This window comes from Nitrospirillum amazonense (genome assembly GCF_007828045.1).
Lineage (GTDB): Bacteria > Pseudomonadota > Alphaproteobacteria > Azospirillales > Azospirillaceae > Nitrospirillum > Nitrospirillum amazonense_C.
Map to the genome: position 1 here is coordinate 69,220 of NZ_VITN01000024.1, position 21,823 is coordinate 91,042.

At 68.4% G+C, this 21,823-nt stretch carries 23 protein-coding genes, 1 tRNA gene and 3 pseudogenes; 10 read left to right on the forward strand and 17 right to left on the reverse strand.

All coding sequences use genetic code 11. From position 1 onward, the window contains the following. Positions 1-27: 27 nt before the first annotated feature. The 8 genes and pseudogenes from FBZ89_RS31700 to FBZ89_RS25805 all read left to right on the forward strand — a co-directional run. Positions 28-271, forward strand: a pseudogene (locus tag FBZ89_RS31700) (transposase); the annotation flags it as partial. Positions 272-444: 173 nt separating this feature from the next. After that, positions 445-702: a DUF6328 family protein gene (locus tag FBZ89_RS25775; protein WP_145753440.1), complete on the forward strand. Its 258-nt coding sequence runs from the start codon at positions 445-447 to the stop codon at positions 700-702. Between the two features lie 77 nt (positions 703-779). Next, positions 780-1,283 carry a YciE/YciF ferroxidase family protein gene (locus tag FBZ89_RS25780; protein ID WP_145753442.1) on the forward strand — a complete coding sequence of 168 codons (504 nt, stop codon included), beginning with the start codon at positions 780-782 and terminating at the stop codon, positions 1,281-1,283. Between the two features lie 81 nt (positions 1,284-1,364). Beyond that, positions 1,365-1,676 (forward strand): hypothetical protein, encoded by a 312-nt coding sequence (locus FBZ89_RS25785; RefSeq protein ID WP_145753444.1) that lies wholly within the window; start codon positions 1,365-1,367, stop codon positions 1,674-1,676. After that, complete coding sequence (locus FBZ89_RS25790) at positions 1,673-4,036, forward strand: membrane-bound PQQ-dependent dehydrogenase, glucose/quinate/shikimate family (protein ID WP_145753446.1); 2,364 nt, start codon at positions 1,673-1,675, stop codon at positions 4,034-4,036. The genes FBZ89_RS25785 and FBZ89_RS25790 overlap by 4 nt, the downstream gene beginning before the upstream one ends. A gap of 189 nt (positions 4,037-4,225) precedes the next feature. After that, a complete protein-coding gene (locus FBZ89_RS25795; RefSeq protein WP_145753448.1) occupies positions 4,226-5,395 on the forward strand; it encodes a zinc-dependent alcohol dehydrogenase in 1,170 nt (389 codons plus the stop codon). Between the two features lie 30 nt (positions 5,396-5,425). Further along, positions 5,426-6,232 carry an SDR family NAD(P)-dependent oxidoreductase gene (locus FBZ89_RS25800; RefSeq protein ID WP_145753450.1) on the forward strand — a complete coding sequence of 269 codons (807 nt, stop codon included), beginning with the start codon at positions 5,426-5,428 and terminating at the stop codon, positions 6,230-6,232. 43 nt (positions 6,233-6,275) lie between these two features. After that, positions 6,276-6,539, forward strand: a complete 264-nt coding sequence (locus tag FBZ89_RS25805; RefSeq protein ID WP_246172581.1) for a manganese catalase family protein — start codon at positions 6,276-6,278, stop codon at positions 6,537-6,539. Positions 6,540-6,678: 139 nt separating this feature from the next. On the opposite strand, the gene FBZ89_RS25810 is transcribed toward FBZ89_RS25805, so the two are convergent. Genes FBZ89_RS25810 through FBZ89_RS25865 form a run of 12 tightly spaced genes read right to left on the reverse strand, consistent with a single transcriptional unit; the run spans position 6,679 to position 18,211 of the window. After that, the gene (locus tag FBZ89_RS25810) at positions 6,679-6,942 is read right to left on the reverse strand and encodes a cytochrome C oxidase subunit IV family protein (protein ID WP_145753451.1); all 264 of its coding nucleotides are present in this window, start codon (positions 6,940-6,942) and stop codon (positions 6,679-6,681) included. Continuing rightward, positions 6,942-7,553 (reverse strand): cytochrome c oxidase subunit 3, encoded by a 612-nt coding sequence (locus tag FBZ89_RS25815; protein ID WP_145753453.1) that lies wholly within the window; start codon positions 7,551-7,553, stop codon positions 6,942-6,944. Before FBZ89_RS25815 ends, FBZ89_RS25810 begins: the two co-directional genes overlap by 1 nt. Continuing rightward, complete coding sequence (ctaD, locus tag FBZ89_RS25820; protein ID WP_145753455.1) at positions 7,546-9,171, reverse strand: cytochrome c oxidase subunit I; 1,626 nt, start codon at positions 9,169-9,171, stop codon at positions 7,546-7,548. The genes FBZ89_RS25815 and ctaD overlap by 8 nt, the downstream gene beginning before the upstream one ends. Then, positions 9,164-10,117 (reverse strand): cytochrome c oxidase subunit II, encoded by a 954-nt coding sequence (coxB, locus tag FBZ89_RS25825; RefSeq protein WP_145753457.1) that lies wholly within the window; start codon positions 10,115-10,117, stop codon positions 9,164-9,166. The genes ctaD and coxB overlap by 8 nt, the downstream gene beginning before the upstream one ends. Continuing rightward, positions 10,114-10,887 carry an SCO family protein gene (locus FBZ89_RS25830; RefSeq protein WP_145753459.1) on the reverse strand — a complete coding sequence of 258 codons (774 nt, stop codon included), beginning with the start codon at positions 10,885-10,887 and terminating at the stop codon, positions 10,114-10,116. Before FBZ89_RS25830 ends, coxB begins: the two co-directional genes overlap by 4 nt. Next, on the reverse strand, positions 10,884-11,246 hold the full coding sequence (locus FBZ89_RS25835) for a hypothetical protein (RefSeq protein WP_145753461.1): 363 nt from the start codon (positions 11,244-11,246) through the stop codon (positions 10,884-10,886). Before FBZ89_RS25835 ends, FBZ89_RS25830 begins: the two co-directional genes overlap by 4 nt. After that, complete coding sequence (locus FBZ89_RS25840; RefSeq protein WP_145753463.1) at positions 11,243-12,241, reverse strand: hypothetical protein; 999 nt, start codon at positions 12,239-12,241, stop codon at positions 11,243-11,245. The genes FBZ89_RS25835 and FBZ89_RS25840 overlap by 4 nt, the downstream gene beginning before the upstream one ends. After that, entirely contained in the window at positions 12,238-12,771 is a 534-nt protein-coding gene (locus FBZ89_RS25845) for a c-type cytochrome (protein ID WP_145753465.1), read from the reverse strand. Before FBZ89_RS25845 ends, FBZ89_RS25840 begins: the two co-directional genes overlap by 4 nt. Beyond that, a complete protein-coding gene (locus tag FBZ89_RS25850; protein WP_145753467.1) occupies positions 12,768-13,322 on the reverse strand; it encodes a DUF3341 domain-containing protein in 555 nt (184 codons plus the stop codon). Before FBZ89_RS25850 ends, FBZ89_RS25845 begins: the two co-directional genes overlap by 4 nt. Then, on the reverse strand, positions 13,315-14,676 hold the full coding sequence (nrfD, locus tag FBZ89_RS25855; RefSeq protein WP_145753468.1) for an NrfD/PsrC family molybdoenzyme membrane anchor subunit: 1,362 nt from the start codon (positions 14,674-14,676) through the stop codon (positions 13,315-13,317). Before nrfD ends, FBZ89_RS25850 begins: the two co-directional genes overlap by 8 nt. Then, positions 14,673-17,543: a TAT-variant-translocated molybdopterin oxidoreductase gene (locus FBZ89_RS31980; RefSeq protein ID WP_145753471.1), complete on the reverse strand. Its 2,871-nt coding sequence runs from the start codon at positions 17,541-17,543 to the stop codon at positions 14,673-14,675. The genes nrfD and FBZ89_RS31980 overlap by 4 nt, the downstream gene beginning before the upstream one ends. Positions 17,544-17,548: 5 nt before the next feature. Further along, entirely contained in the window at positions 17,549-18,211 is a 663-nt protein-coding gene (locus FBZ89_RS25865; protein WP_145753473.1) for a cytochrome c3 family protein, read from the reverse strand. A 241-nt stretch (positions 18,212-18,452) separates the two neighbouring features. Here FBZ89_RS25865 and ku point away from each other — a divergent pair. Both ku and FBZ89_RS31720 read left to right on the forward strand, forming a co-directional pair. Next, positions 18,453-19,088 (forward strand): annotated as a pseudogene (ku, locus tag FBZ89_RS25870) (non-homologous end joining protein Ku); the annotation flags it as partial. Positions 19,089-19,561: 473 nt separating this feature from the next. Continuing rightward, positions 19,562-19,702: a hypothetical protein gene (locus FBZ89_RS31720; RefSeq protein WP_246172586.1), complete on the forward strand. Its 141-nt coding sequence runs from the start codon at positions 19,562-19,564 to the stop codon at positions 19,700-19,702. A 13-nt stretch (positions 19,703-19,715) separates the two neighbouring features. Here the strand turns inward: FBZ89_RS31720 and FBZ89_RS32135 are convergent. From FBZ89_RS32135 to FBZ89_RS25895, 5 genes and pseudogenes are all read right to left on the reverse strand, one after another. Next, positions 19,716-19,859, reverse strand: a pseudogene (locus FBZ89_RS32135) (non-homologous end joining protein Ku); the annotation flags it as partial. A 29-nt stretch (positions 19,860-19,888) separates the two neighbouring features. Next, a complete protein-coding gene (locus FBZ89_RS25880) occupies positions 19,889-20,440 on the reverse strand; it encodes an inorganic diphosphatase (RefSeq protein WP_145753475.1) in 552 nt (183 codons plus the stop codon). 17 nt (positions 20,441-20,457) lie between these two features. Further along, entirely contained in the window at positions 20,458-20,958 is a 501-nt protein-coding gene (locus FBZ89_RS25885; RefSeq protein WP_145753477.1) for a hypothetical protein, read from the reverse strand. Between the two features lie 96 nt (positions 20,959-21,054). Next, positions 21,055-21,234: a hypothetical protein gene (locus FBZ89_RS25890; protein WP_145753479.1), complete on the reverse strand. Its 180-nt coding sequence runs from the start codon at positions 21,232-21,234 to the stop codon at positions 21,055-21,057. 82 nt (positions 21,235-21,316) lie between these two features. Continuing rightward, positions 21,317-21,392, reverse strand: a tRNA-Glu gene (locus FBZ89_RS25895). Between the last annotated feature and the right edge of the window lie 431 nt (positions 21,393-21,823).

The window sequence follows — 21,823 nt, forward strand, 5'->3', positions numbered from 1 at the left end:
AGCCGAACCTGCCGTTTCCAGAACGCCATGCCCGCCGAAATTGATCCTATCTTGTCACTGCCTGGCCTGTCACCGGTCTGCGGCAAGCCTGTTATCGCCCGCTTCGACGGGGGGGCGGTTGTCGTCGGATGGTGGCGTCCTGCTTTTTGCGGAGGTGGAACGTCGGCTGGGCATTGCCGACCGGCTGGCGCGCTGCATCGAAGACCCCCGGGCGCTGGAGCGGGTGGTCCATGGGTTGGCAAAGATGATCCGGTTCCGGGCCCTGGCTGTTAATCGGCGCGCAGTTTGGACGCCGATCGGCACGGTATCCATTTGATTCTATTGAAGTCGATGGGGGTGCTGGAGGGCACCGATTTACGGCGAGGCGTTCAATCTAGCCTAGGTGTGCAGTCCCAGAATCTGATGGTGCATCATCGATCCTGAATCGTCAGGAGGAGGATGCTAATGGCGCCGGCGGCGTATCACCGCCTGGTCTACGCCGGGGAGGCCTGTCCCCGCTTCCTGGTGGTGGGCAGCCGCCTGGTCACCGCCGCCACCCTGCCGCTGGGTATCGGCATGGCCGCCGATGCGGCCGTCACCATCGGGGTCATCCTCCATTCCCCGGTGATTGGCGCCTTCGCCGGGGGTGCGGTCCTGCTCGTCCTGGCGCTGCTTTGGTACGCGCATCCCTGGCGTATGCTGCGCCGCCGATCGGTCGCCTGATCCGGAACCTTCGCCGCGATGCCGGATTAAGGGGCGGGGCGCCGCGGGGTGCCCTCAACACCATCCCGGAGGAATTCATGGGTCTGTTCACCAAGGACATCGAGACGATGAACGATCTGTTCGTCCATCAGCTGAAGGACATCTACTACGCTGAGAAGCGCATCCTGAAGGCGCTGCCCGACATGGCCGGGAAGGCGACCGGCCCGGAGCTGAAGCAGGGCTTCGAGACCCATCTGCGCGAGACCGAAGGCCAGATTCAGCGGCTGGAGCAAGTCTTCCAGCTGCACGGCGTCGAGCCGGAGGCGGTGAAGTGCCCGGCCATCGACGGCATTATCGACGAGGCCGACGACGTCGCCGGCGACGTGGACGACAAGCAGGTGCTGGACGCCGCCCTCGTGGCGGCCGCCCAGGCGGTGGAGCACTACGAGATTTCCCGCTATGGCACCTTGGTGGCCTGGGCGCAGCTGCTGGGGCGCGACGACTGCGCGCGGCTGCTGCAGCAGAACCTGGACGAGGAAAAGGCCACCGACGAGAAGCTGACCATGCTGGCCAAGAACGGCATCAACAGCCTGGCGGCCTAACTCCCTCCGCGACCTCCGGCGCCGTGTGCTCCGGAGGTCCCTCTCATTCCATCCCTTCGTCGCGAGGGTGGGTTTTACCCCATGGACTACATCGCGCTGTTCTTCGCCGGAGCCTTCCTGTGCAACGGCGTCCCCCATCTGGTGGCGGGCCTGCAGGGTCGGCCGTTCCCCACGCCCTTCGCCAAACCGCCCGCCAAGGGGAACAGCTCGCCCCTGGTGAATTTCCTATGGGGCTTCGTCAACATACTCATCGGGCTGGTCCTATGGTCCGTCCGACCGGTGATGGCAGTGGTGACGCCTGACTTTGTCGTGCTGGTGATGGGTGCGCTGATCATGGGTATCTGGCTGACCCTGCACTTCGCCAAGGTCCAGGCCGGGAAGCCGACCCGATGAGCCCGGCCTGGGAGCGGCGCCTGGTCGTGGCCACGGGGGCGGTCATCGCCCTTTTCGGCCTGTACCTCCTGATCGGCGGGGGTTGGCTGATAGCTTTGGGCGGCAGCCCGTATTATGCCGCCGCCGGCATCGTGCTGCTGGCCGTCGGTCTCCTGCTGTGGCGCCGCCGGACGGAGGCGCTGTGGCTGCATGCCGCCCTGGTGCTGGTCACCATGGCCTGGGCGGTCTGGGAGGTGGGCTTCGATTTCTGGGCATTGGCACCGCGCGGCGACGTCCTGGTGCCGCTGGGCGTTTGGCTGATGCTGCCCTTCATCACCCGCGGCCTGGTCCCCGCCGGGCGGGCGCCGGTCCTGGCACTGGGCGGTGTGCTGGTGCTGGCCGTCACCGTCGTGGGCGTCGCCCTCGCCCGGGACCGGCATGCCATTCAGGGCACGGTGCGGCCCTTGGGGCTGGAGCCGCCCGCCGCCGATCAGGCAGCAGGCGACTGGTCGGCCTACGGCGGCAGCGGCCGAGGGGACCGCTATTCCGACCTGGCCCAGATCACCCCGCGGAATGTTGGGCACCTCAAGCTGGCCTGGCAGTTCCGCACCGGCGATCTGCCTGGGCCGAACGACCCGGGCGAGATCACGACGGAGGTGACGCCCTTGAAGGTGGGCGGCCTCCTTTACACCTGCTCCCCCCACCAGATCGTCTTCGCCCTGGACGCCGCCACGGGCGCGCTGCGCTGGAAGTTCGACCCCCAGGTCCAGCGCAACCCGGGTTTCCAGCACATGACCTGCCGCGGTGTCGCCTTCCACCGCACGCGCCCCGGCGCCACGGCGGTCGACGGCACGCCGGCCCCGGCCGAATGCCCCACCCGCATCTATCTGCCTACCGACGACGGCCGACTGTTCGCCCTGGACGCGGAGACCGGCAAGCCGTGCGACGGCTTCGGCGACCATGGCCAGATCGACCTGAAGCGCGGCAGCGCGGTAAAGCAGGTTGGGTTCTACCAGGGCACGTCGCCGCCGGCGGTGACCGACCAGGTGCTGATCATGGGCGGCGCCGTCATCGACAACTACTCCGGCAAGGTGCCGTCAGGTGTCATCCGGGGATTCGATGTCTACAGCGGCAGGCTGGTCTGGGCGTTCGACGCCGGCAACCCCGACCCCAACGAGATGCCGTCGGCCACCCACCACTTCACCGCCGGCAGCCCCAACTCCTGGATCGTGTCGGCGGTGGATGAGGCCCTGGGTCTGGTCTATGTGCCCTTGGGCTCGGCCTCGCCGGACATCTGGGGCGGCAAGCGCACGCCGGCACAGGAGCGCTATGACAGCGCCCTGGTCGCCCTGGACATCGCCACCGGCAAGCTGCGCTGGTCCTTCCAGAATGTGCACCACGACGTCTGGGACATGGATGTGCCGGCCCAGCCCAGCTTGGCGGACGTGGCCACCCCCGCCGGCCCGGTGCCGGCGATCTACGTCCCGGCCAAGACGGGCAACATCTTCGTGCTGGATCGTCGCGACGGGCACCTCATCGTGCCGGCGCCGGAGGTGCCGGTGCCGCAGGGGGCGGCACCCGGCGATCGGCTGGCCCCGACACAGCCCGCCTCCGCGCTCAGCTTCCGACCCCAGGACAAACTGACGGGCGCCCAGATGTGGGGCGGCACGATGTTCGACCAGCTGGCCTGCCGCATCCTGTTCAAGCGCTTGCGCTACGAGGGACCGTTCACACCGCCGTCCCTGCAAGGCACGCTGGTCTTCCCCGGCGACCTCGGCATGTTCGAATGGGGTGGCATCGCCATCGATCCGCGGCGCCAGCTGGCCATTGCCAACCCCATGTCCATCCCTTTCATCTCCCGCCTCATTCCGAGGGGGAAGGACAACCCGGCTGCACCCAACGGCCAGCATCCACCGGGAACGGAACTGGGCGTGCAGCCCATGTACGGCACGCCCTTCGGCGCCAACCTGGGTGTGTTCCTGTCACCGCTGGGCATCCCTTGCCTGCAACCCCCCTGGGGTGAACTGGCGGCCATCGACCTGCGTACCAGCAGGGTGGTGTGGCGGCACCGCGTCGGCACTATCCGCGACATGGCGCCCCTGCCCATACCGCTGGAACTGGGCGTGCCCATGCTGGGCGGCCCCCTCGTGACGGCCGGCGGCGTGGTGTTCCTGACCTCCACCATGGACTATTCCATCCGGGCCTTCGACGTGAGCGACGGCCGGCTGCTGTGGCAGGACCGGTTGCCGGCCGGCGGGCAGTCCACGCCGATGTCCTACCAACAGGGTGGGCGGCAATACGTCGTCACCGTGGACGGCGGCCACGGCTCCTTCGGCACCAAGATCGGTGACTACGTCCGGGCCTACACGCTAGGGGACTGAGGGGCCCGACCGGAATCGGCGGCGGCTCCTAAAAATCATCGGAACCTGTGGTCCCGGCCGGAATTGATCCCGCACTTCGTGACCGTTGCCTTTCCCGCGCCGCCATTGACCGCATGGCGCCAGCCCTGGCGGCTGCCTGGGAACGACGCGGCGCCACCTTCCACCGCAGCGATATGGAAAGGCTCCCACATGAAAGCGCTGACCTGGCACGGCAAGGGCGACATCCGATGTGAGCACGTTCCCGACCCCCAGATCGAACACGCCCGCGACTGCGTCATGAAGGTGACGGCCTGTGCCATCTGCGGGTCGGACGTCCACCTCTACGACGGCGTCATCCCCAGCATGGAAAGCGGCGACGTCCTGGGCCACGAGACCATGGGTGAGGTGGTGGAGGTTGGCAGCGGCGTCAGCAACCTGAAGGTCGGCGACCGGGTGGTGGTGCCCTTCACCATCGCCTGCGGCGAATGCTTCTTCTGCAAGCGGGGATATTTCTCCGCCTGCGAGCGCTCCAACCCCGACAAGGCCAAGGTGACCAAGCTATGGGGCAACTCGCCGGCGGGCCTGTTCGGCTACTCCCACCTGCTGGGCGGCTACAGCGGCGGGCAGGCGGAATATCTGCGCGTGCCCTATGCCGACGTCGGCCCCATGAAGGTGCCCAGCGGCCTGACGGACGAGCAGGCGCTGTTCCTGTCCGACATCTTCCCCACCGGCTACATGGCGGCGGACTTCTGCAACATCCAGCCCGGCGACACCATCGCCATCTGGGGCTGCGGCCCGGTGGGCCAGATGGCCATCCGCAGCGCCTACCTCCTGGGGGCGGAGCGGGTCATCGCCATCGATCATGTCCCCGAGCGGCTGGAGCTAGCCCGCCAGGGCGGGGCCATGACCTTGGATTTCAAGGAAGAGGACATCTACGACCGCATCATGGACCTGACCCACGGCCGCGGGGCGGATGCCTGCATCGACGCCGTGGGCACCGAGCCCGACCTCGGCAGCGGTTTCGATGCCGTCGTCGACCGGATCAAGGTCGCAACCTTCATGGGCACGGATCGGCCGCATGTCCTGCGCCAGGCCATCATGTGCTGCCGCAACTTCGGCACCGTCTCCATCGTCGGGGTCTATGGCGGCTTCCTGGACAAGATCCCCATGGGGTCGGCCATCAACCGGGGCCTGACCTTCCGCATGGCCCAGACGCCGGTGCAGCGCTACCTGCCCCACCTGCTGCGCCGCATTGAGGAGGGGGAGATCGACCCGTCCTTCGTCATCACCCATCGCGCGTCGCTGGAGGAGGGGCCCAACCTCTACAAGACGTTCCGCGACAAGAAGGACGGCTGCATCAAGGTCGTTATGAAGCCCTGATCCCAAAACAGATGAGAGAGGAACAACGCCATGGCTGCTTCCCGTGCTCCCTTGCGTCAGCTGGCTGTCGTCACCGGTGCCTCCACCGGCATCGGCTACGAACTGGCCAAGCTGTGCGCCCAGAACGGCTTCGACCTGGTGGTCGCCGCCGACGAACCCGAAATCCACGACGCCGCCGACACCTTCCGTGCCATGGGTGCCCACGTCGACGCGGTGCAGACTGACTTGGCCACGTTGGACGGCGTGGACACGCTCTATGCCGCCATCCAGGCCGCCGGCCGGCCGGTGGACGCCCTCTTCGCCAATGCTGGCCGGGGACTAGGCAAGGGTTTTCTGGACCAGAACTTCGTCAAGGCCAGGCGGGTGATCGACACCAACGTCACCGGCACCGTCTACCTGATCCACCGGGTGGGCCGGGACATGCGGGCGGTGAATGCCGGCCGCATTCTCATCACCGGTTCCATCGCTGGTTTCATCCCCGGCAGCTACCAGGCCGTCTACAACGCCAGCAAGGCGTTCCTGGACAACTTCGCCTACGCCCTGCGCAACGAACTGGAGGGCACGGGCGTCACCGTCTCCTGCCTCATGCCGGGGCCAACGGAGACCGACTTCTTCCGCCGCGCCGAACTGCTGGATACCGAGGTGGGTACCGGAGAGAAAGACGACCCGGCCAAGGTCGCGCGCGACGGCTTCGACGCGCTGATGAAAGGCGAAGCCGACGTGGTCAGCGGCTGGAAGAACAAGCTGCAGGCCACCCTGGCCAACATCATGCCGGCCGAGACCCTGGCGAAGCGGCACCGCGACATGGCGGCACCCGGCACGGCGAGCAAGCACTGACCCACCATCCATCATCCCATCCACCTTCAGGAGGGCGACATCCATGTTCATGCACAACAAGCGCCTGCAGTACACGGTGCGGGTGGCGGAGCCCAACTCGGTCCTGGCCAGCCTGATGCTGGAGCAGTTCGGCGGCCCTCAGGGCGAACTGGCGGCCGCCATGCGCTACTTCACCCAAGCGCTGGGCGAGAGCGATCCCGGCCGCAAGGACATGCTGTACGACATCGCCACGGAGGAGCTGAGCCAGTGGTCCAGTAATAGACCCCCCAGGCGATCAGAGCCGCCAACACCACGACGGCGGCGATGATCAGGCCGATGCGCACCCTGGGATTGGCCAGGGGCGAGGGATTCTTCTCGTCTTTCTGCTTGCCGTCCTGTTGCCGGTCCTTGCTTGCGGCCTTGTCCTCGTGGCCGTCTGTCGGGCGGTGAATCCGACCCCGTCCCGGCTAACGCGTGGCATAGTCCAGCACCAGATAGCCCAGTAGAATCAGCAGCCAGAAGACGGCGCCCAGTGCCATGACGCGCATCAGGCCGCCTTCGCGCCGCAGCTGCATGAACACCCAGACAACCAGGGCGGCCTTGAGCCCGGCGATGGCCAGGCTGGCTATCAAGCTGGGGGTGCCGGTCAGGACTAGGCTGGCGCCCACCGTCAGGCCCAGCAAGGCTAGCAAGGCGGCCCAGACGGTCAGCAGGGGCGCTATCGTTCTCATCAGCGCACCAGATACAGGACGGGGTAGAGAAAGATCCAGATAACGTCCACCAGGTGCCAGTAGAGGCCCACGACCTCCACCCCCGTGGCCTGTCGGGGCAGGGCCAGGCTGCGGTGGTGGACGCGCAGCGCCAAGCCCGCCAGCAGGCCCACGCCGATGGTCACGTGCACGGCGTGCAGGGACGTGGCGATGAGGTAGAGGTCCATGAACAGGTGGGCCGCCGGGTTGGCGAAGGCCTCGGGCGGGGCCAAGGCCGGCAGCAGCCGTTCATGATACTCGCTGACGTACTCCACGGCTTTGAGCGCCAGGAAGCCGATGCCCAGGCCGGCGCCGGCCTGCAGGCCCACCACGGTGCCCTTGATCTTGCCGGCCTCCGCCGCCGCGACAGCCAGGGCCACCGCCAGGCTAGAGGTCAGCAGCACCACGGTGTTGGCGGCACCGATGCCGTAGTGCAGGTGCTTGGACGCCGCCACGATCTCCTGCGGGTGCATCAGGCGCAGGGCCAGGGCCACGGCGAACAGGCCGCCAAACAGCATGATCTCGGAGCCTAAGAACAGGTACATGCCCATCAGCGTGGTTTCGCGCTGGCGTGCCTGAGCCGTGTCAGCCATGGGCCGCCTCCCGCTCGCCGTCCACTTCCACCGGGTATTGGTAGGGCGGGCCGTCCACGGTGGGCAGCTCATGGAAATTGTGCTGCGGCGGGGGCGAGGGCACGGTCCATTCCAGGCCGGTGGCGCCCCAGGGGTTGGGCGGCGCCTTGCCGCCATGGCGCAGGGAATAGAGCAAGTAGGTGAAGGGCAGCAGGTAGGCCAGGCCCAGCACGCTGGCGCCCGCCGACGACAGCACGTGCAGGGTCTGGAACTCCGCCGGATAGACGTGATAGCGCCGGGGCATGCCGAGGTACCCCAGGATGAACTGGGGGAAGAAGGTCAGGTTGAAGCCGAGGAAGATGAAGATGGCCGACAGCCGCCCCCAGACCAGGGGCAGCATGCGGCCCATCATCTTGGGCCACCAGTAATGCAGGGCGCCGAAGTAGGCGGAGACCGTGCCGCCCACCATGATGTAGTGGAAATGGGCGACGACGAAGTAGGTGTCGTGGACGTGCACGTCCACCGCCAGCATGGCCAGGATCAGGCCCGTCATGCCGCCCACCACGAACAGGCCGATGAAACTCATGGCAAACAGGAAGGGTGGGTCCAGCGCGATGTGGCCCTTATAAAGCGTGGCCGTCCAGTTGTAGACCTTGATGCCCGAGGGCACCGCCACCGCCAGGCTGAGGAAGCTGAACACGGCGCTGGCGTACATGGACTGCCCCGCCACGAACATGTGATGACCCCACACCAGGAAGCCAAGGATGGCAATGGCGATGGAGGACCCGGCCACGAAACGGTAGCCGAACACCGGCTTGCGCGCCGCCGTGGCCACTAGCTCACTGATCACCCCCAGGGCCGGCAGGATCATGATGTAAACCGCCGGGTGGCTGTAGAACCAGAACAGGTGCTGGTACAGCAGCGGGTCGCCGCCCAGCGCCGGGTTGAACACGCCGATGCCGAACAGTCGCTCCGCCGCGATCAGCACCAGGGTGATGGACAGCACCGGTGTCGCCAGCACCAGGATGAGGGAGGTCGCGTAGATGCTCCAGACGAACAGCGGCAGCCGCCCCCAGGTCATGCCCGGACAGCGCAGCCGGTGCACCGTGACGATGAAGTTGAGGCCCGTCAGGATGGAGGAGAAACCCACCACGAAGATGGCGGTGGCAGCCAGGATGACGTTGCCGTTGGCGAACATGGACGACAGCGGTGTGTAGAAGGTCCAGCCCGTGTCCACCCCGCCCAGCACCAGCACGGCGATGGTGAACAGCCCGCCCACCATATAGATGTACCAGCTGAGCAGGTTCAGCCGGGGGAAGGCCAGGTCCCGCGCGCCGATCATCAGCGGCACCAGGAAATTACCGAAGGTGTTGGGGATGGACGGGATCAGGAAGAACCACACCATGATGACGCCGTGCAGGGTGAAGGCGCGGTTGTAGCCCTCATTGCTCATCAGGTCGGCTTCGGGCGTCAGCAGGTCGATGCGGATCAGGGCCGCGGCCGCCCCGCCCACGAAGAAGAACAGGGTGATGGACAGGAAATAGAGGATGGCGATGCGCTTGTGGTCCGTGGTCAGCAGCCAGGACTTCAGGCTGTGGCCATGCTCCAGATAGCTCACTTCCGCAGTGGCCTCACTCATGTCCACCTCCCGGCTGGGCGTTGGCCAGCGACTTGATGTAGGCGACCAGCTTCAGCACATCTTCCTCCCCCAGCACGTTCTGGTAGGTGGGCATGATGGCAGGGTAGCCCGCCGCCACCTGGGCCTGGGGCAGCAGGATGCTGTCGCGCAGGTACTGGTCGTCCGCCGTCACCACTTGGCCATTGGCCAGCGGTACCGGCCGGCCGTACAGCCCTTCCAGGGGCGGGGCGTGCACCGTGCTGGCGGCACCGTGGCAGCCGCTGCACCCCATCTGGCGGAACAGCACGGCGCCCTGCGCCGCCAGTGACCCGTCGGTGCCGGCGGCGGCCAGCCAGCGGGCGTAGTCGGCCGGCGTCTGCACCACCAGTTGCCCGCCCATCACGGCATGGTCGGTGCCGCAGAACTGGGCGCAGACCAGGGCGTAGGACCCGGCGGCGTCGGCCCTGAACCACAGGCGGGTGTAGCGGCCGGGCACCACGTCCTGCTTCAGGCGCAGCGCCGGCACGAACAGGCTGTGGATGACGTCCTGCGAGGCCAGCGTCACCACCACCGCCTGGCCGGCGGGCACATGCAACTCATTGATTTCCGCCTGGCCGCCGGGGTGCTGGAACTTCCACATCCATTGCTTGCCCACCGCATTGATGGCCAGGGCCTCGGCCGGCGGCTGATACAGGTCGATGAACAGGCCGGTGGACCACAGGTAGAAGGCCACGGTGGCCAGGAAGGGGATGGCCGCCCACGAGACCTCCAGCCAGACGTTGCGGTTGACGGCATGGGTGCGGTCGGCCGGCTTGCCCCGCCGGTACTTCACCGCGAACCAGGTGATCAGGATGAACACCGGCGCCGACAGCAGCACGGCCAGGACGGCTAGTCCCAGGAACAGGGTGTCCACCTGGCCCGCATGGTGGGAGGCCTGGCCGGCCCAGAAGGTCAGCAGCCGGTTCATGATGGCCCCACCGGCCGGCGGTCGCGCCCGACGGCCCAGGCGATCCAGCCCCCACCGCCCAGCACCACCAGGGCGCCCACCGCGCGCAGCAGGGTCCAGATCAGGGGGCCGTTGCGCCCCGTCATCGGGTCGTAATGGAAACACAGCAGCAGGATGCGTTGGCCCCAGGTCTCCGGATCACGCTGCGTCGCCTCCATCACCGCCCGCGTCAACTCATCGGGCGCTGGTGCCAGGCCGTAGAGCCAGTGATTCAGCCGGCCGTCCGGCTGCAGCACCGCCACCGCCGCCACATGGGCGTATTGCTGGATGCGGTCGTCCCAGGCGTAGCGGTAGCCTAGGGCGTCGGTCACCGCCCGGATCTGGTCCTTGGCACCGGTCAGGGCGTGGATGCCCTCAGGCCCCAGGGCGGGGACGGCGTGGCGCAAGTCGGCCAGGTCGGCGCTGGCCTCGGCCGGCCCTTCGCGCGGATCGATGCCGAAGGCCACCAGGGTGAAGTCGCGGCCGGGCCGCAGGCGCTGGGCGGCAATGGCCTGGGCCAGGCCCGCCAGAGTGGCGCCGCAGATGTTGGGGCAGCGGTGCAGCACCGGGACCAGCACCAGGGGCTTGCCCGCCGCCAGGTCGGCCAGGCTGACCGCGTGGCCGTCGGCTTCCAGGAAGGTGCCTTCCAGGGGGACGCGGGCATCGGGCCGAGGGTCGATGCCCGCCGTCCGGAAGGGATCGAAGGCTACCAGCCAGAAGGCCGCCATCAACAGGACGAGCGCGCGCCTCATTGCCGCTCCTCCGCATCTTTTTCGTCCTGGTCTGGCCAGCCCTTCCGGGCCAGCAGTTCCATGGCCCGATCGATGGGGATGACGGCACGGCCGGCATCGCGGTCGGCCCAGCCGTAGCGGTCCAGTTTGGCCGCCGCCGCCGCGCGCACTTGGGCGCCGCCCTGATAGGGCACCTCATCCAACGGCGCGCCCGCGACCGGGCGTGGGGGTGTCACCGCCGCCGCACCCCGCCCATGGCCCAGCAGGGGCACCAGCAGCGCCACGACGCCCAGCGCCAGGGCGACGAAGGCCGCCAGGCCCAGGGCCGCGTACACGATGCCCCGGGCGGAAACGTCCTGCGTTTCAGGCTGGGGGCTCATGGCCGCCTCCAGCGCAGGCCGAACCAGCTGAGCAGGCCCAAGCCCATCAGCGCCAGCGCGGCGGCGATGGCCGCCATTCCCTGGCCTTGGGGCAAGGCCGGCAGCACCAGCCAGGCCATCTCCAGCATTTTGCCCAGCAGGACCGGCGGTGCCAGGCAGACCAGGGCAGCCCGGCTGCGACGGATGGGCGGGAAGAACAGCAGGAAGAGGGGCAGCAGGCCCAGCACGGCCACGGCGTATTCCACCACGCCCCAGGCGCCGTCGCCCCGCCGCTGGTACCAGCGCACGCCCGGCGTCAGGTCGCCGGACCAGCTGATGAAGTACTGCATGAAGGCCAGGTAGGCCCACAGCAGCAGGGCCGTTAGCCAGACGCCCGCCAGCACACCGGCGGGCGCCTCCCTGTCCGCCACCAGCCGCAGGGGGATCAGCACGGCCAGCGCCGTCACTACCTGGATGGCCAGCACATAAAGCCCGAAGCCGGAGGAATGGAACTCCGGCTGCAGCGACATCAGCCAGTCGCTGGCGATCAGGTCCTGGAAGGGCACCAGCACGATCAGGGTGGTGATGGCCAGCGGCACGGCCGGTGGCTGCCGCACCAGGCGGCAGGCGAACAGGCCGGCCAGGGCGAAGAACACCAGGCCACGCAGCCGGAAGGGCCAGGGCGACAGGTACCAGCCGCGGAAGCCTTGGCCCACTTCTCCCGCCCAGGGATAGAGGGTGGGCGGGCAGGCCAGCAACGGCAGGAGGGCTAGCGCCGCCAGGCCCAGCAAAGGCACTGTGGCTTCCGCTCCCGGCCCCAGCCCCTGGCGCCAGACGCCGGGGACCAGGCGCGTCATGGCCAGCAGGACCAGCGCCCCGATGGGCAGCCCGCTCCAGAAGGCGAAGGCCGTCAGCCAGCCGCTGAGCGCCACCGCCGGCTCCACCGCCGCATAGGCCAGCACGGGGCCGCAGAGCAGGACGCCGGCGACGGCCGGGAAATAGCGGCGGCGGGTCATGGCGTCCCCCCGCTTAAATGCGCCCTGTCGGCGGCGTTCAATTCATCCACCGGCGTGCTGCGGCTCCGTTGCAGAGCGCGGATATAGGCGGCGATGGCCCAGCGGTCGGTCGGGGTCACCCGGTCGGCATGGTCGTACATGACGCCGTGGCCCTGGGTGATCACCTCCACGAAATAGCGGGAGGGGGCGCGCACCAGGCGGGGATCGTCCAGGCTGGGCGGGGCCGGGAACCCCCGTGCGACCACGGGGCCACGGCCGGCGCCGGCCACGTCGTGGCAGGGGCTGCAATAGATGTCATAGCGCTGGCGGCCGCGCTTTAGCAGATCCAGGGTCATCGGCGGCCGTTCGTCCAGCGCCGCCGCGCGGGCCGGATCGTCCTGCGCCACCGTGCCCTCGGGCGGCGCCTGCATCGCCTTGCCATCGGGAAATAGCCGGCCGCGCCCCGCCGCCTGATAGCGGGGCTGGTGGGTCATCTCATCACAGCTGGACAGGGTGAGGATGAGCGGAAGAAGAAGGAGCAGGCGCCTCATTCCGGCCCCTCCGTCTGCGGTACGTCCAACACCCGCACGGGCGCCAGGCCATTCAGGAATCCTCCCGCTTCCTCGAAGCGGGGGTCATCGCCGAAGATGACCAGGAAGAACTTGTCTACGCTGGCCAGGTGGAACTCCGGCACGCCGAACAGGGGGTGGTGCAGCCGGGGCAGGCGGTTCAGCACCAGCATGCCGATGATGGCGCTCAGCACCGCGCCCAGCACCGTCAGCTCAAACGTGATCAGCATCGTGGCCGGAATGGCCACCAGCGGCCGGCCGCCGATGGGGATGGGATAGTCCAGGTTGGTCCACACCTGCATGCCGAAGCCCACCGCGGCGCCGACGATGCCGCCCATCAGGGTCAGCCAGGGGACGCGGTTGTCGCGGATGTCCAGCGCCTCCGTCAGCTCCGTCACGGGGAAGGGGGTGTAGGCGTCCAGGTGGCGGAAGCCTGCCTCCCTTGCCCGCTTCACCGCCTGCACCAGGCGCTCGGGATCGTCGAACTCCGCCATCACGCCGAAGGGCGGCAGGGAGCGCTTGGGCTCAGGCATGGCCGGCCCCTTTCTCCCCGCTCTCCTCAAACAGCGCCTCCTTCACCTCGAACGCGGAGATGACGGGCAGGAAGCGGATGAACAGCAGGAAGGGCACCAGGAAGACGCCGAGCATGCCGACGAACAGCGACACCTCCCAGAAGCTGGGGGTGTAGGGCCGCCAGCTGGACGCCAGCCAGCTGTGGTGCAGGGTGGTGGCCAGCAGCATGAAGCGCTCGCACCACATGCCCACCATGGCGCTGAAGCCGATAAGGAACAGGGCCAGCGGGTGCCGGCGCACGCCCCGCCACCACAGCAGTTGCAGCGGCAGGAAATTGCCGATGACCGCCCCCCAATAGCTCCAGGCGAAGGGGCCGGTCAGGCGGTCGGCCAACAGCGACAAGTCGGCCGGCTCGGCGGCATAGAGGGTGTCGAACACCTCCGCCGCGTAGCCATAGGCGGTCATCAGCCCGGTGGCCAGCAGCAGGCGGCCCAGCATGTCCAGGTGCAGGGGCCGCACCAGATCTTCCAGGCCCAGGGCCTTGCGTAGCACCACCGCGATCATGGAGACGACGGCGAAGCCGGAGAAGGCGGCACCCAGCACGAAGTAGGGCGGGAAGACGGTGGAGTTCCAGCCCGGCACCGGGCCTGCGGCCAGCAGCAGCGAGATTTCCGAATGCACCGACACCACCAGCGGCACGGCGATGGCGGCCGTCAGGCGATAGGCCTGGCCCCAGCGCGCCCAGTGCCGGGCGGACCCGCGCCAGCCCAGGGCACCCAGGCCGTACAGCACCTGGGCCAGGCGGCCGTTGGCCCGGTCCCGGGTGGCGGCCAGATCGGGCACGATGCCGATGTACCAGAACAATGCTGAGACGGTGAGGTAGGTCAGGACGGCGAAAAAGTCCCAGGTCAGCGGGCTCTTGAACTGCGGCCACAGGGTCATGCTGTTGGGATACGGGGCCATCCAATAGAACAGCCACGGCCGGCCCAGGTGCATCAGCGGGTACAGGCCGGCGCAGACCACGGCGAACAGGGTCATCGCTTCCGCGAAGCGGTTCAACGAATTGCGCCAGTGGACGTTCAGCAGCAGAAGTAGGGCGGAGATCAGGGTGCCGGCATGGCCGATGCCCAGGAACCAGATGTAGTTGATGATGTCGAAGCCCCAGTTGACGGGGATGTTGACGCCCCAGACGCCCACGCCGTTCCACAGCAGCACCCCCAGTGCCGTGAAGAACACGGCCAGCAGGCCGCAGGCCGGCAGGAAGCACAGCCACCAGGCCTTGGGTCGGGGATAGTGCAGGGGGATGCGCGTCACCTCCGCCGTCACGTGGGCGTAGGCGGTGGCGCCTTCCGTATCCCGCGTCGTGTCGGTCATGCGGCACCCCCGTCATCCGGCTCGATACGGGCCAGGTAGGTGGTGCGGGGGCGGGTGCCGGCCTCGGGCACCAGGCTGTAGTTGCGCGGGCTGGCCTTGCGCCGGCTGACTTGGGACTGCGGATCGGTGACGTCGCCGAAGGTGATGGCCTGGGTGGGGCAGGCCTGCTGGCAGGCGGGCACGACGGCGCCATCGGGTATGGCTTCGCCCTTCAGCTTGGCCTGGATGCGGGCGGCGCTGATGCGCTGGATGCAATAGGTGCACTTCTCCATGACGCCGCGCTGGCGCACGGTCACGTCCGGGTTGCGCTGGGCCTTCACAGGTTCGGGCGCTTTCGCGGTGTAGTCGTACCAGTTGAAACGCCGCACCTTGTACGGGCAGTAGGAGGAACAGGTGCGGGTGCCGATGCAGCGGTTGTAGACCTGCAAATTCAGGCCGTCGTGGCTGTGCACCGCCGCGTTGACCGGGCAACCCATCTCACATGGCGCTTGTTCGCAGTGCATGCAGGGCACGGGCTGGAAGTAGGTGGCGGGTGCCGCCGGATCGCCCTCGTGATAGGTGTCGACGCGCAGCCAGTGCATCTCCCGCCCCATGGCCACCAGTTCCGCCCCCACCATGGGCACGTTGTTCTCCGCCACGCAGGCGACGACACAGGCGTTGCAGCCGATGCACAAGTCCAGGTCGATGGCCATGCCCCAGGACGGGCTTTCCGGCGGCGTGTCGGGGTAGAAGCTGGGGGTCTGCACCTCCGGTGGCAGGGTGGGGTGGCCGACCGGCACGGTGCGCACGAAATCCTCGCCCTCCATGGCGTGGTGGCGCTGGGTGGTGGCCACGTCCCGCGTCCGGCCCGTGGGCGTGAGGGTGGCGGGACCGGCGGACAAGGGATAGGCGTCATACCCCAGGCCGTCGGCCGTCTGGCTCGGCAGGCGGCGACCATAGCCCAGGGTCAGGGTGATGGTATCCGCCTCCTGTCCCGGTAGGATCCAGGCCGGGCCGGTGACGGCGACGGCACCGGCCGTGACCGTCATCTCATCGCCGTTCTTCAGGCCGTGCAGGGCCGCCAGGTGCGGGCTGACGTGCACGACGTTGCCCCAGGTGACCTTGCTCAGGGGCTTGGGCGTTTCCTGTAGCCAGGCGTTGTTGGCGCTGGCGCCGTCCCACAGGGTGGGATCGGGACGGACCAGCAGGGTCAGGCCGCCCGCCGCCGACAGGGGGCTCGCCGGTGCCGTGTCGATCACCGTGGGTGTCGCCCAAGGCGGCGCGCTGTCGGGGATGAAGCCCTTGACCAGCGCGTCGGTCCAGCGCCGGTCGAAGTCCGCCCCCAACTCCGGCCGCCAGGTGGCCTGCACCACCGCGTGGTCGCTGGCAGCACCGCCCAGCAGGCCGTCCAGCAGGGCGTGGCGGCCGCGCACGCCCAGCCAAGGCCGCACCAGCGGCTGGATCAGGCTGACCATTCCATCCACCGCGCGCGCGTCGCTCCAGCTTTCCAAATCATGCGCCAGGGGGGCGTGCCATTGGCAGGCGGCGGCCGTCTCATCCAGGTGCGGACCGGCATGCAGGGTAAAGGGCACGCGGGCCAGGGCGTCGCGAAAGGCGCTGGCGTCGGGTGCGGCATGGGCGGGATTGGCCTCCAGGATCACCAGGCCGCGCACCCGGCCGGCGGCCATGTCGCGCACCAAATCGTCCCAGGGCTCGGCCTGCGCCGTCAGCGGCGCGGTGAAGCGCAGGCAATGGTCCACCGCCCCCAGACGGGCGTTCAAGCGCAGGGCCTGGGCCTGCAGCGCCGGATCGCACCACGGCCCCACCGTCACCAGCGCTTGGCCGGGATGTGCAGCCAGGGCGGCCCTCACCTCGGCCAGCCAGCGCACCTCATCCGGCCGCAGGTCCGGCGCGCCGCCCTCCAGGGCGTTCAGCAGGACGGGCAGGCGGTGCGGGGCCGCCACCAGCCGCCGGTCCGCCCGCGCGCCGGTCAGGGTGGGGGACGGCTCCGCCACGAACAGGCGGCATCCGCCCTGGCCCGCCTGGCTGGCCAGCCGCCGCCGCGCCCAGCGCCGCGCCAGGGTGGCCTGCGCCGGGCCGGGGCCCAGCGGGTCGTCGTCCAGGCATACCAGCACCGCCGCCTGGTCCAGCAGCGCATGGGCCTGTAAGGGCCGGCCGAAGGCCAGGCGCGCCGCCTCCAGCCGCCCCGCGCCCCCCAGCGGGTCCAGGATGTGCCAGCGGGCGTTGGGCCAGCGCTGCCGCAGGTTGGTCATCTGCCGGATCAGGGTGGGGGAGGTGACGGGGCCGGTCAGCAGGCGCAGGCCCTCGCCGCGGCTGGCGTCCATCTCCTGTGTCAGGCCGTGCAGGGCCGTGTCCACGGCGGCCCAGATCGTGGGCTGGTTGCGACGGCGCGGGCCTTGCGACCGGTCGTGGTCGTAGAGGTCCAGCAGGGCGGCCTGGGTGTACAGGTCGGTGCCGCCGCCGGTGGCGGGGTGGCCGGGGTTGCCCTCCAGCTTCACCGGCCGGCCGCTGTGGGTCTTGCCCATGACGGGCTGGGCATAGCCGCCCAGGCGCACGGCGGTGGCGTAGAACCGGGCGATGCCGGGCATGTCGCCCTCCGGTGCCGTGACATAGGGCAGGGCCGTCTCATCCGGTTGGCCATCGCACCCCGTCAGACCCGCCAGCGCCAGGGTGCCGGCCAGCGCCTTCAAGGCGGTGCGGCGGCTCAGGCCGGTGGGCGCCAGCGATGGCAGCAGGGCCGGGAACTCCGCCGCCAGCATCTCACGGAAGGCGGCGGTGTCCGCTAGTTCCTCCAGGCTGCGCCAGAAGGTGCGGCCTGTGCGGCCGGCCAGGGTCTGGGTGATGCGGTCGCGCGCCGTTTCGTTCATGGGCGTCACCGATGACACAGGGCGCAGTCGGTCATGCGCTCCGGCTTGATGCCAAACAGGGCGGCCTGATGGGGGCCATAGTCGGCGTGCCCTTCGCGGTCCCACGTACTCCAGTCCATGCGGGTGACCTGATCCGGCGGGCGCAGGTGGGGGTCGGGGTCGCGGTGGCAGTCTAGGCACCAGCGCATCTGGAAGGGCTGGGCCCGCATCATCAGCGGCATCTGGTCCACCCGGCCGTGGCAGGTGACGCAGGGCACGCCGCGCGCCACGTGGATGGAATGGTTGAACTGCACATAGTCCGGCAGGCGCGCCACCCGCTGCCAGGCGATGGGCGTGCCGGTGGCCAGGCTGTCGCGCACGGGGGCCAGGGCGGCGGCACCGGTCCACAGTTGGGAATGGCAGGTCATGCAGGTATGGGTGGCGGGAAAGCCCGCGTGCGGTCCCGTCTCCACCGTGGTGTGGCAATAGCGGCAGTCAATGCCCAGATCGCCCACGTGGTGCTTATGGCTGAACGGCACCGGCTGGTCCCGCACCCAGCCCACGGCGGTGATGGCGCTGGACCCGATGGCCCCATCCCACAGGACGCCCGTGACCAGCACGCCCAGGCCCACCAGCAGCACGCCGGCCCGAAGCCAGGTATCGGCGGATGCCGTGAAGATCTGGGGCATGGGGTGGGGCTTCCCCTCATTGATTCAGGTTTTGGGGATTCAGGTTTTGGGCCGGATCGAGCCGCCCCTGAACCGGTGCCGGGCGGATTTGGTTCCCCGCCTGTGGCGACCTGACGCAGGCGGAGCGGAAAGCGCCCGGTGAATTCACGGCCACGCGCCCGTGCCGGCCCCAGTTCCGGAACCCCGGCCCCGGTGGGGGGGGCAGAGTTCCATCCGCAGTGGGCGAGCAGGAGCCGGCGCCATGGCATCCAGAGCGAATTGGAAAGGCTTCTTGAAGATCGGGGAGGTCACCTGCCCGGTGGGGCTGTACACCGCCGCCTCGTCCTCTGAGCGCATCGCCTTCCACACCGTCAACCGCGCTACCGGTCACCGTGTTCACCGCCAGTTCGTGGACAGTGAGACGGGCAGACCCGTGGACCGCGACGACCAGATGAAGGGCTATGAGGTGGCGTCGGGCGACTATGTCGTGCTGGAGGCGGAGGAGGTGGCCGCCGCCGTGCCGGACAGCGACAAGACCCTGACGGTCACGGCCTTCATCGCCTCCGACGATATCGACGACGTCTATTTCGACAAACCCTATCACCTGGCGCCCGCCGACCGCCGTGCGGACGAGGCCTTCGCCTTGATCCGCGAGGGCATGCGGCTGAAGAAGGTGGCAGCGCTGGCCCAGGCGGTGTTGTTCCGCCGGGTGCGTACGGTGCTGATCCGTGCCCAGGATGCCGGCCTGATCGCCACCACCCTGAATTTCGGTTATGTGGTGCGGCCCGCCGAGCAAGCCTTTGACGACATCCCTGACCTGAAAATCGAGGGCGAGATGCTGGAGCTGGCGGAGCACATCATCAACACCAAGAAGGGCACCTTCGACCCGGCCGCCTTCGATGACCGCTACGAGGCGGCGCTGGCCGACCTGGTGGTGGAGACGACGGCCGGTGCCTCCGACTTCTCCGCCCTGCAGGCCGACCTCAGCGAGGGCCGCGCCGACCGCTTCCTGTTCTACGCCTTCGACCTCTTGCACCTTGAGGATCAGGATTTGCGCGGCGTGGGACTGGAACAGCGCAGGGCGGTTCTCAAGGACCTGCTGGCCGAGGGGGCGATCCGCTGCGCTACAGCGATCATTTCGACGAGTCCGGTGGCCTGGTGCTGCGCCATGCCTGCCGCCTCAGTCTGGGGGGCGTCGTCTCCAAGGTCCGCGATGCCCTCTACCGATCCGGCCGGGGCAAGAGCTGGGTCAAGTCCAAGTGCGGCAACCGGCAGGAATTCCTGGGCGCCGGTTATGTCCCCTCCACCACCGCGCGCCGGGCCATCGGCTCTCTGGTCTTGGGGGTGTATGAGGGCGGCCAACTGCGCCATGTGGGCCGGGTGGGCACCGGCTATACCGTGTCGGTGGCGGAAGAACTGTTCCGCCGGCTGGAGCGCATGCGGGTGGAGGAGAGTCCCTTCGACGAGGGTAGCCCTTGGCCTCACCATCCTCGACCACCGGGTCGCCGGTGACGGTGTCGACATAGCGGCTGACCACTCGGTTGCCGGTCTGGAGGTTCAGGGTGTGGAAGCGGACCTTCTCGTTCTCCGACCTTGCCGGTGCCATGGCCACCTGGCACGTGACCAGCGACAGCTTGAGATAGCCTTTCCAGAACGAACGCGGCGCCATGGCGGTGTTTCCCCGTGATGTGATGGCTGTCAGCCCCGGGCCAGTCCGGCCTCCACTATATGCCGGGCTTCATCGGCATCGCCCACGCCCAGGGGGCGGAAATGGCGGCCGCGGCGGCGGTTGTAGTCGATGAAGAAGGCCTCGATATCTTCCACCAGTTGCCGTGACAGGGCGGGTAGGGGGTCATCAGCCATAGCTCCCAGCACCTGCGCCGGCACGCCCAGCACCCGGTCGTTGCGGATGGTGGCGCTGGTCGACTGGTCCTGCTGTTCCGCCCGGATGACACCCATCAGCCGCGTCTTGACCAGCAGGCCCATGGGCAGCGGCATGTTGGTCACCAGCAGCAGGTCCAAAGGGTCGCCGTCCTGGCCTTCCGTTCCCGGGATGAAGCCAAAATTATGAGGGAAGACCTGGCCCGGCGGCAGAAGATAGCTGAGGGTGAACAGCCCCTGTCCCGCAAGGTATTTGATCTTGGCGGCGCAGCCCTTGGGTGTTTCCAGGACGGTGTTCACCAACCCACTGTCGGCGTCGAAGGCCGGCAGGCGGTCGATGGCGGGCACGTGTGGGGAGATCTGGTCCATGGCCTCGCATCCTTCTCCTACGGGAGAATGTCGGGGATGGAACGCCGCGCGTCGCCATCAGGTTCCGGGTGGCGCTTCTGGCACCGTTCGCCGCCCGCGCGGCGCAGAGCAGATAGGTATGATGGCTGCCGCATAGGCTTCCCCTTGGGGTGTACCGCCTCCCTCCGCATTGAAGAAATGGAGACCACCACCAACCTTGCTGGCGTGGCCGCAGGCGGTGACGCGCGCATGAGGAAGAATGCGGGGATGATCTCGGTCCGCTCGGGGGCCAGGCGGCGTTCGCGCTTGCGGTCCGCCCCCTTGGGGCGGGCGGTCAACTTGGCCTCGGCGGGATTGGACGGCAGATGGATGCTCCACTCCCGGCGTCCATGCGCGATGGCGGTGGCGATCAGGTTCATACGGCGCACGACCGTGGCGGGGGCGTAGTCGGCGGCCAGCATGCGGTCGCGGAAGTTGGCGATGTCCTGCGGGGTGAGGCCGCTGAGGCGGCGCAGGCAGATCTCGTCGTGCTCGATCACCTGGAAGTGGCCGGCTTCCTGCTCCGCACCCCGCTTCTTCGGGGTGATGGCTTCGCGGTAGCGGCGGAGGAGGGCGCCCAGGGTGGTCTCGTCGGCCTAGCTGTAATCCTGGAAGACGCGCCGGTCCATGTCGGTCTCGATGGACTTGACCCAGCGTTCGGCGTCCCGGCGCTTCTCGAAGGTCTTGGAGACGGGCTTGTGGCCGAGGCGGCGGATCTTGGCCTGGTAGCCGATGACCTGGCCTTCGCGATTCTGCCGGGGTGTGATGGTGGCCATGGGATGCAGGTCCTCGCGATGGTCGCTGAGGAAAAACTGTCCCGCAATTGTCCCGCAAAATCCAGCTAGAGTGCTGGAAGTGTGGCGTCCCCTAGGGGATTCGAACCCCTGTTACCGCCGTGAGAGGGCGGTGTCCTAGGCCTCTAGACGAAGGGGACGAGGCCGTGTGAGGGCGGTGATGTACGCGAGCGGCGCGGGGAGGTCAAGGGGTTTGTTGGGGAGTGGGGGATGGGGCAGGGGAGTGGGGGCAGGGGCGTAGGGGAGGTTGGCGGGGTTGGCTGTCATGGAACGGCAAGAAAGTGGGATTGGGCCCCTTATTCGCGCGTGTGCGCGAGCATATATAGGGGCTCCTGAGGTTCGGTAAAAATCGTCATGTGACTGCAAAATTCCTATAGACAGGGAGTGGGTGGGGTCACTATAACCCCGTTCACCGACGCGGCGGGCGACAACGAACGGCGCGACGGCGAAGCGATCCCTGAGTTCTGGCGGTTGAGGCTGGTGATTGAGGTGGTTGCGGTCCAGGCGGTGAAGCCCCAGCGATGGGGTCGTCGGACGACACGGAATTTGCCCTTCCTGTCCGGGTATGGGT